Origin of the sequence: Streptomyces sp. NPDC047000 (assembly GCF_040644295.1) — a bacterium.
Taxonomy (GTDB): domain Bacteria; phylum Actinomycetota; class Actinomycetes; order Streptomycetales; family Streptomycetaceae; genus Streptomyces.
Window position 1 is genome coordinate 240,796 of the sequence record NZ_JBEYWE010000011.1, and the last position, 8,959, is coordinate 249,754.

The following is an 8,959-nucleotide window of genomic DNA, read 5'->3' on the forward strand; positions in this document are numbered from 1 at the left end:
GCGTGCCGGGGCTCAGCGCGGGCCGAGGGACCAGCGCGGCCCCTGCGGGCTGTCCTCGATGACGAGACCGGACCGGTTGAGCTGGTCGCGGATGGCGTCGGCGGTGGCCCAGTCCTTGCGGGCGCGGGCGGACTCGCGCTGCTGGAGGACGAGGCCGACGAGGCTGTCGACGACGCCGTTCAGGTCCTCGCCGCGGTCGGTGCCCTCTCCGGACCAGCCGGGGTCGAGCGGGTCGAGACCGAGGACGCCGAGCATGGCGCGCACCTCGGCGAGGCGGGCGACGGCGGTGTCCTTGTCGGCGGCGGCGAGGGCGCTGTTGCCCTGGCGGACGGTGGTGTGCACGACGGCGAGGGCCTGCGGGACGCCGAGGTCGTCGTCCATGGCCTCGGCGAAGGCGGGCGGTACGTCGGCGGCGGGTTCGACGGCTCCGGCGGTCTCGACCACGCGCTGCATGAAGCCCTCGATCCGGGCGAACGCGGACTCGGCCTCGCGCAGCGACTCCTCGCTGTACTCGATCATGGAGCGGTAGTGCGGGGTGCCGAGGTAGTAGCGCAGCACGATCGGCCGCCAGGTCCTGACCATCTCGGAGACGAGCACGGAGTTGCCGAGCGACTTGGACATCTTGTCGCCGGCCATGGTCACCCAGGCGTTGTGCACCCAGTAGCGGGCGAACTCGTCGCCGTAGGCCTTGGCCTGGGCGATCTCGTTCTCGTGGTGCGGGAAGATCAGGTCGAGGCCGCCGCCGTGGATGTCGAAGGCGGTGCCGAGGTACTTGTGCGCCATGGCCGAGCACTCCAGGTGCCAGCCGGGGCGGCCCGGCCCCCAGGGGGTGTCCCAGGTGGGCTCGCCGGGCTTGGCGGACTTCCACAGGGCGAAGTCGCGGGGGTCGTGCTTGCCGGTCTCGCCGGTGCCGGAGGGCTGCTGGAGGTTGTCGAGTTCCTGCCGGGACAGCTCGAGGTAGCCGGGGAAGGAGCGCACGTCGAAGTAGACGTTGCCGTCGGCCTCGTAGGCGTGGCCGCGCTCGATGAGGCCCTGCATCATCGCGACCATCTCGGTCACATGGCCGGTGGCGCGGGGCTCGTAGGTCGGGGGCAGGCAACCGAGGGCGGTGTAGGCGTCGTTGAAGGCGCGCTCGTTCTCGTAGCCGATCGCCCACCAGGGGCGGTTCTGCTCGGCCGACTTGGCGATGATCTTGTCGTCGATGTCGGTGACGTTGCGGATGAACGTGACGTCGTAGCCGCGGTACGCGAACCAGCGGCGCATGATGTCGAAGTTCAGGCCCGAGCGGATGTGCCCGATGTGGGGTGCGGCCTGCACGGTGGCACCGCAGAGGTAGATCGAGACGCAGCCCGGTGCGAGCGGGGTGAAGTCACGGATCTGCCGGGCGTTGGTGTCGTACAGGCGAATGGTCACGCAACCAGGGTAGTGGGAACCGGGCCGTGCCTCGCGCCCCTTCCGGGCAAGGGCCACACATTCGTGACGTTCCCCCCTGCCCCACCCCTCCACCGCCGCACCCCTCCACCGCCCCACCCCTTCACCGGCCCTCCCCCTCACAGCCCTTCCGGCGTTTGAGGAGCGGGGGTACGGGGGCGGAGCCCCCGTGACGGGACGGGAAGGGGCGGCGGGGGCGAACCCACTCCCCGCCCACCCCCACGGCGCCGACAGGGACCGCGGAGCGGTCAGGTACCCGAGGTGCGGAGCACCAACGCCGTGGCGATCGCCATCAGCCCCTCGTCCCGCCCGGGAAAACCGAGGCCGTCGGTGGTGGCGCCGGAGACGGAGACCGGAGCGCCGACGGCGTCGGAGAGGATCTTCTGCGCCTCGTCGCGCCGCTTGCCGATCTTCGGACGGGGTCCTACGACCTGCACGGCGACGTTCCCGATCCGGAACCCGGCGTCCCGCACGATCCGCGCGGCCTCGGTGAGCAGGGTGACCCCGGACGCCCCGGCCCACTCGGGCCGCCCGGTGCCGAAGTGCCGGCCGAGGTCGCCGAGACCGGCGGCGGAGAAGAGGGCGTTGCAGGCGGCGTGCGCGACGACGTCGGCGTCGGAGTGTCCGGCGAGACCGGTGCCCTCCCCCTCCCACTTCAGCCCGGCGCACCACAGGTCCCGGCCGTCCTCGAAGGCGTGGATGTCGGTGCCGATGCCGACCTGGGGCAGCGGGAAGTCGGGCGGCGCCTGGTCAGAAGCCATCGTTGAGCCTCCGGCGGGCGAGGACCGCCTCGGCGAGGACCAGGTCGAGGGGCCGGGTGACCTTGAACGCCTCGGCGTGTCCGGGCACGACGACGACGGGTTCACCGATGCGCTCGACCATGCCGGCGTCGTCGGTGACGTCGTCGGTGACCGTCTCGTGGGCGCGGATCAGCGTCGTACGGTCGAAGCCCTGCGGGGTCTGGACGGCGCGCAGCCGGGCGCGTTCGGGGGTGGCGACGACCGGTTCGGGTTCGCCGGGGACCCCGGCGGGTTCGACTTCCTTGACGGTGTCGGCGAGCGGCAGGGCAGGGACGACGGCGGGGGCGCCGTCGCGTACGGCGTCGATCACGGTGTCGACGGTGTCCACGGGGACGAGGGGGCGGGCGGCGTCGTGGACGAGGACGATGCCGTAGCCGGGCGGCAGGGCGTCGAGGCCGCGTTTCACGGACTCCTGGCGGGTGTCGCCGCCGGGAACGACGACGACGTCGGTGCGGTCGGCCAGGACGTGGGCGTCGAGGAGGGACTTGACCTCGGGCGTGCCGTCGGGCGGGGCGACGACCACGACGAGGGACACGGCACGGGACGCGGCCATCGCCCGGACGGCGTGCACGAGCATGGGCGTGCCGCCCAGCGAGCGCAGTGCCTTGGGTGCGCCGGGACCGAGCCGTACGCCCCGCCCGGCGGCCGGGATCACCGCGGCGACGGCGGCTCGCGCGTCCCGCTGGGAGGGTGCGGCTGAGGGTCCTGGGGACGGAGTGGCGGCGGGCGGCGCGGGCGAAGGTCGCGATACGTCGGACATCGGTTCCTGTCAGGTTTGTGTGCTCGGCCTACGTGGGTATGGCCTGGGAGGTACCCCTGGCGCTGCTCGCAGCACCCGGGGGGTGTGTCGGGCACGACACCTTGACCGGCACCCTTCCGTGACGCCGGCCAGTCACCGCCCGGGCCCGGCACGCCAAGTATCGAGCATCGGGGTCCTCCCCCGACACAGCAGCGCCCCAACGGCGTACGGCATCGGGATACGGACATGCCGCAGCGCCCGGCGACATCGGTGATGTCATCGGGCACCGCGGCATTTCGGTGTACTGAGCTGTTGCTGAGCGGGGCGTCGGGCGGAGCAGGGTCACTGCCGAGCTGCCGCTGTCCGCGTCAGGACGCGAGTACCTCGTCGAGCAGGGCCTCGGCCTTGTCCTCGTTCGTGTTCTCCGCGAGGGCGAGCTCGCTCACCAGGATCTGGCGAGCCTTGGCGAGCATGCGCTTCTCTCCCGCGGAGAGTCCGCGCTCACGCTCACGACGCCACAGGTCACGCACGACTTCCGCGACCTTGATGACATCGCCGGACGCGAGCTTCTCCAGATTTGCCTTGTAGCGACGCGACCAGTTCGTGGGCTCCTCGGCGTACGGAGCGCGCAGCACCTCGAAGACCCGGTCCAGCCCGTCCTGACCGACCACATCACGCACGCCGACGAACTCCGCATTGTCCGCTGGCACACGTACCGTCAGGTCACCCTGGGCGACCTTCAGCACCAAGTAGGTCTTGTCCACGCCTTTGATCTGGCGAGTTTCGATAGCCTCGATCAGCGCGGCCCCGTGATGGGGATAGACCACGGTGTCGCCAACCTTGAACGTCATGTGACAGGTACCCCTTCCGTGGCTATCCAGGGTAACACGGATACGGCGTCTTCTGAATGGCGTTTTCGCAGGTCAGGGCATATCTCGGGGCTTGACAACAGCAACAGGAACGTGCTTCGCGGGGCGAACGGAAGCAGGTATTCGCAGGTCGGAGCGCCTGCACGGGGGAAGTGAAACGCGTACGTTACACACATCCGGAGGCTCGCCCGAGCGGACGTACGTCCACATATGTCTGGTTCCACACATGCGACTTCCGCTACTCCGTTCGGTGCCGGGAGGGGCGGGTACCGGCCGAATCGGGAATTGATCACACCGTCCCGAACAGCGCCGTTCACCTGGCCGGTGATCAATTTCCGGGGCCGTCCTCGCATTCTTTACACAGAAAATGTGCGCGCCGGTACCGCGCTATCCATCGGCGACTTATGTGAATGACGGACGAGTGCGTGCGTCGGGTGACGGGAGAGGTGGGAGAGACCGGAGGGGCAGGAGGGGTCGGCACGGAGCCGGTGACCGGCGTGCGGCCTCTGACGGCGTGGAACCGGTGACGGCGCGGAACCCCTGACGGCGCGGGGCCGCCGACCGCGCGGAGAGGTGATCCGGGGGAACCGGGGCGCTGAGGGAGGGTCGGGTGCGGTCGCCCGGGAACGGCTCGGTAACCTAAGGCCGCTGACAAGACACTTAGGGCAGCTTTATCAGGAAGAGCCGCCCCTTGACGATCAAGGAGTTGCCGCCGCCGTGAGCAGCAGCCTTCGACGCGGCGCCCTCGCCGCCTCCGTCATCGCGTTCTCCGTCGCCTCGCTCGCCGCCTGCGGTTCCGGCAACAACAGCCAGATCCTGCAGATCAAGCCGGACAACGCGGCGACCGGTGTCGGCGCCATCAAGATCCAGAACGCGATCGTCATCACCCAGCCCGCCGGCGGCGCGAGCGGCCCCGCCGTGATCTCCGCGACCCTCTTCAACAGCGGCAGCAAGGCCCAGACCCTGGACTCGGTGAGCGTCGAGGGCGACGGCTCCGCCGAACTCACCGCCGCCGGCGGCAAGGGCAGCGTGACCGTCCCCGCGGGCGGCTCCCTGGTGCTCGGCGGCGCGGGCAACGCGTCCGCGGCACTGAAGTCGCCGGGTGCGAACGTCGCGGACGGCAACGCCCAGAAGGTCACGTTCACCTTCAGCGAGACGGGTGCGGTGAGTCTGCGCGCGTTCGTCGTACCGGCGGAGTCGTACTTCACCAAGTGGGGCCCGAGCAGCATTCCCACGCCGAGCGCGAGCGCCTCGGCCGCCGCGAGCCCGTCGGGGTCCCCGAGCGGCTCGGCGTCCCCCGCCGCGGGCGCGTCGAGCTCGCCGAGCGGGAGCGCGTCGGCCTCCGCCTCGGCCTCGGGGCAGTAGGAACCGCGGACGGACGGTGAGGAGGGTGGGACCCCGCGGGGTCCCACCCTCCTCACCGTCCGCACCAGCGGCCCACGGACCACGGTGTACGCGGCCTGCGGCCTACGGCTCGAACTTGTACCCGAGCCCCCGCACCGTCACCAGGTACCGCGGCGCACCCGGATCGGGCTCGATCTTGGCGCGCAGCCGCTTGACGTGGACGTCGAGGGACCTCCCCCCGACGCACCCCTCACACCGCTGCGCGGACATCGGAGTGCTGCACCGGACTCCGTCCAGCGGGCAGACGCAGCGCCCCCGCCCACCGGACCGACCACCTCCACCGGCCTACGGCTCGAACTTGTACCCGAGCCCCCGCACCGTCACCAGGTACCGCGGCGCACCCGGGTCGGGCTCGATCTTGGCGCGCAGCCGCTTGACGTGGACGTCGAGGGTCTTGGTGTCACCGACGTAGTCGGCGCCCCAGACCCGGTCGATGAGCTGCATACGGGTCAGCACGCGGCCGGCGTTGCGCAGCAGCATCTCCAGGAGGTCGAACTCCTTGAGCGGGAGGTCGACCTTGGAACCGGAGACGGTGACGACGTGCCGGTCGACGTCCATCCGGACCGGGCCCGCCTCCAGCGCGGCCGGGGTGACCTCCTCCGGCTCGCCGCGGCGGCGCAGCACGGCGCGGATGCGGGCGACCAGCTCCCGCGAGGAGAACGGCTTGGTGACGTAGTCGTCGGCTCCTATCTCCAGGCCGACGACCTTGTCGATCTCGCTGTCCTTGGCGGTCACCATGATGACGGGCACGTTGGAGCGGCCGCGCAGCTGGCGGCAGACCTCGGTACCGGGCAGCCCGGGCAGCATCAGGTCGAGGAGGACGAGGTCGGCGCCGTTGCGCTCGAACTCGTCGAGGCCGTCGGGCCCGGTGGCCGCCACGGCGACCTCGAAGCCCTCCTTGCGGAGCATGTACGACAGAGCGTCGGAGAAGGACTCCTCGTCCTCGACGACGAGCACTCGGGTCACGGAAGGACCTCCGGGGCGGGATGCGTTTCGTACGCGGTTGCGGCAGGGGATGGGGTGAGGGTGGTTCGGGCCAGGTGCCCCGCGCCGGCGTCCTCGTCATCGAGGTCGGGGTGCTGGTGCGCGCGGTCGCGGGCCGAGCCCGCCTCCGGCAGCCGCAGGGTGAACGTGGAGCCCTGTCCCTCGGAGCTCCACACCGTGACCTCCCCGCCGTGCGAGGCGGCCACGTGCTTGACGATCGCCAGCCCGAGACCGGTGCCTCCGGTGGCCCGGGAGCGGGCGGGGTCGACCCGGTAGAAGCGCTCGAAGATACGCTCCTTGTCCTTGTCGGAGATGCCGATGCCCTGGTCGGTGACGGAGACCTCGATGAGGTCGCCGCCGGAGGCGGGCACGCGGCGGGCGGCTATCCCGACGCGGGTGCGGGCGGGCGAATAGTTGACGGCGTTCTCGACGAGGTTGCCGAGCGCGGCGGCGAGCTGGCCGCGGTTGCCGTAGACGTGCAGGTCGGCGGTGCCGCCGGCGGCCATGGTGATCTGTTTGGTGCCGGCGGCGTGGCGGCAGCGGTCGACGGCCTCGGCGACGAGTTCGTCGACACGGACGGGCTCGGCGTCCTCGAGGGGGTCGTCGTTCTGGACCCGGGAGAGGTCGATGAGTTCCTGCACGAGGTTGGTGAGCCGGGTGGCCTCGATCTGCATGCGCCCGGCGAAGCGCTGCACGGCCTCGGGCTCGTCGGAGGCGTCCATGACGGCCTCGGAGAGCAGGGAGAGCGCTCCGACGGGAGTCTTCAGTTCATGGCTGACGTTCGCGACGAAGTCGCGCCGTACGGCTTCGATACGGCGGGCCTCGGTGAGATCCTCGACGAGGAGGAGGATCAGCCGGGAGCCGAGCGGTGCGACGCGCGCGGAGACGGCGAGGGCCTCGCCCCGGCCGGTGCCGCGTCGGGGGAGGTCGAGTTCGACCTGGCGTATCTCCCCGTCGCGGCGGGTGTCGCGGGCCATCTGCAACATGGGGTCGACGGCGAGTTTCCCGCCCCGTACCAGCCCGAGGGCGTACGCGGCGGAGCTGGCCTTGACGACGGCGTCGGCCTCGTCGAGGACGACGGCCGAGCTGCGCAGCACGGACAGCACGGTGTCCACGCCGGGCGGGAGCACGGGGTCGGTGTGCAGGGAGGTTCTGGTGGGGCGTTTCTGGTCGCGCTCGCTCCAGCGGAACGCCAGCATGGCGATGACACCGGTGAGCACCCCGGCGATCGCTGCCGCTGCGGCGACCGCCGCGTTCACGTCCATGCAAACAGGTTAGGCATGGGACACCTCGTGACCACAGCCGTCGGGGTGCGAGCTGCAACACTCGTCGCCCAGAGTTCACCTTGGAGCCAGTATTGGTTCATTTGTGGTGGCGGAAACGGACGCGTACGGCCCGGAACGTGGGAGCGTGGGGTTCGCACCGCCGGTTTCACGACAGGCTTATGGGCCCGGAACCCCCTGGCAGAGTAAGAGAGGGACCCCTGATGCGGGACGCGTACCACGAGGAACTTGACTCGATCGGCGACGGCCTGGTCGACATGGCCCGGCTCGTCGGGTCGGCGATCGGGCGCGCCACCACGGCGATCCTCGACTCCGATCTCAAGCTGGCCGAGAGCGTGATCGAGGCGGACAAGAAGGTCGACGAACTCCACCACGACCTGGAGGCACGGGCCATAACGCTGCTCGCCCGCCAGCAGCCGGTCGCGACCGACCTGCGGATCGTGGTGACGTCGCTGCGGATGTCGGCCGACCTGGAGCGTTCGGGAGACCTCGCCCAGCATGTGGCGAAGCTGGCGCGGCTGCGTTTCCCGGAGCGCGCGGTTCCGCAGGACCTGCACGCGACGATCCTGGAGATGGGCCAGCTCGCCCAGCGCCTGATGGCGAAGGCCGCGGAGTGCATCATCACGAAGGACGTCGACCTGGCCCTCCAGCTGGAGCAGGACGACGACGCGATGGACCTGCTGCACCGCACTCTCTTCCAGCACCTGATCGACGACCGCTGGAAGCACGGTATCGAGACGGCCGTGGACGTGACCCTGCTGGGCCGGTACTACGAGCGTTTCGCCGACCACGCGGTGGCGGTGGCGAAGCGTGTGGTGTTCCTGGTGACGGGCGAGCACGCCGACGACATCCAGTCGGAGATCCAGTCGGCGACGGACACGGAAGGCGCCTGACCGGGGGCTTCCGACGGGAAGCCTGCCCGCGGAGGGCCTTCCGGCCGAGGCCCGGCCCCGCCCGGCCCCACCTCCGGGGCCGCGGGGCCGCCCGTCTCAAGGCTGCCCGTCCCGAAGACCGCCCGTCTCAAAGGCTGCTCACCTCAGGGGTTGCGCGGCACCGGGACCGGCGGTATCCGAACCGCGGGGCGAGAGCACGGCGCGAGGAAGCCATCCGCGGCGCACGCAAGCCTCCGTGCGCCGTTGATGCGCTGCCGCCGACGGGCATGCAATGAGTGAGGGCATCCCGCGCATCGCCACCTTCAGGAGGACCCATGGCCGAGACCCCCGCACCCCCGCAGGACCCCACCCGGCAGTCCCCCACCGAACAGCCCGCCGAGATCAGGAGCCTGCCGCTCTTCGGCGCCTGCGGCTGCGGCTCGGGCTGCACCTGTGGCTGCCAGTCGGGCGGCGCCTGCCAGTGCGGCTGACCCGCCGCCCCGCACCCCCGAAGGGCTGTGGGAGAGGTCGGCCGACCTCAACCCCCACCCCCAGACCCCCCCCCCAGCCCCCCCCC

Annotated in this window: 9 protein-coding genes and 1 pseudogene; 3 read left to right on the plus strand and 7 right to left on the minus strand. The window is 71.0% G+C overall.

The features are described 5' to 3' along the window. Nucleotides 1-12 precede the first annotated feature (12 nt). The 4 genes from cysS to ABZ862_RS19970 form a co-directional block, all read right to left on the minus strand. Nucleotides 13-1,413, minus strand: a complete 1,401-nt coding sequence (cysS, locus tag ABZ862_RS19955; protein ID WP_360959797.1) for a cysteine--tRNA ligase — start codon at nucleotides 1,411-1,413, stop codon at nucleotides 13-15. A 266-nt stretch (nucleotides 1,414-1,679) separates the two neighbouring features. Then, a complete protein-coding gene (gene ispF, locus ABZ862_RS19960; RefSeq protein ID WP_360959799.1) occupies nucleotides 1,680-2,192 on the minus strand; it encodes a 2-C-methyl-D-erythritol 2,4-cyclodiphosphate synthase in 513 nt (170 codons plus the stop codon). Beyond that, nucleotides 2,182-2,991 (minus strand): 2-C-methyl-D-erythritol 4-phosphate cytidylyltransferase, encoded by an 810-nt coding sequence (gene ispD / locus ABZ862_RS19965; RefSeq protein ID WP_360959801.1) that lies wholly within the window; start codon nucleotides 2,989-2,991, stop codon nucleotides 2,182-2,184. Before ispD ends, ispF begins: the two co-directional genes overlap by 11 nt. A 347-nt stretch (nucleotides 2,992-3,338) precedes the next feature. Then, entirely contained in the window at nucleotides 3,339-3,821 is a 483-nt protein-coding gene (locus ABZ862_RS19970; protein ID WP_003953493.1) for a CarD family transcriptional regulator, read from the minus strand. A gap of 735 nt (nucleotides 3,822-4,556) precedes the next feature. Here ABZ862_RS19970 and ABZ862_RS19975 point away from each other — a divergent pair. Continuing rightward, nucleotides 4,557-5,204: a copper chaperone PCu(A)C gene (locus ABZ862_RS19975; protein ID WP_360959803.1), complete on the plus strand. Its 648-nt coding sequence runs from the start codon at nucleotides 4,557-4,559 to the stop codon at nucleotides 5,202-5,204. Between the two features lie 102 nt (nucleotides 5,205-5,306). Here ABZ862_RS19975 and ABZ862_RS19980 read toward each other — a convergent pair. The 3 genes and pseudogenes from ABZ862_RS19980 to ABZ862_RS19990 all read right to left on the minus strand — a co-directional run. Continuing rightward, a pseudogene (locus tag ABZ862_RS19980) lies at nucleotides 5,307-5,426 on the minus strand (helix-turn-helix domain-containing protein); the annotation flags it as partial. Between the two features lie 102 nt (nucleotides 5,427-5,528). Further along, nucleotides 5,529-6,209: a response regulator transcription factor gene (locus ABZ862_RS19985; protein ID WP_010358452.1), complete on the minus strand. Its 681-nt coding sequence runs from the start codon at nucleotides 6,207-6,209 to the stop codon at nucleotides 5,529-5,531. Beyond that, a complete protein-coding gene (locus tag ABZ862_RS19990) occupies nucleotides 6,206-7,492 on the minus strand; it encodes an ATP-binding protein (protein ID WP_360959805.1) in 1,287 nt (428 codons plus the stop codon). The genes ABZ862_RS19985 and ABZ862_RS19990 overlap by 4 nt, the downstream gene beginning before the upstream one ends. Before the next feature lie 221 nt (nucleotides 7,493-7,713). On the opposite strand from ABZ862_RS19990, the gene phoU reads away from it, so the two are divergent. Continuing rightward, on the plus strand, nucleotides 7,714-8,403 hold the full coding sequence (phoU, locus tag ABZ862_RS19995) for a phosphate signaling complex protein PhoU (protein WP_360959807.1): 690 nt from the start codon (nucleotides 7,714-7,716) through the stop codon (nucleotides 8,401-8,403). Between the two features lie 314 nt (nucleotides 8,404-8,717). Then, nucleotides 8,718-8,873, plus strand: coding sequence for a hypothetical protein (locus tag ABZ862_RS20000; RefSeq protein ID WP_360959809.1), 156 nt, complete (start codon nucleotides 8,718-8,720; stop codon nucleotides 8,871-8,873). The last annotated feature ends 86 nt before the right edge of the window (nucleotides 8,874-8,959 follow it).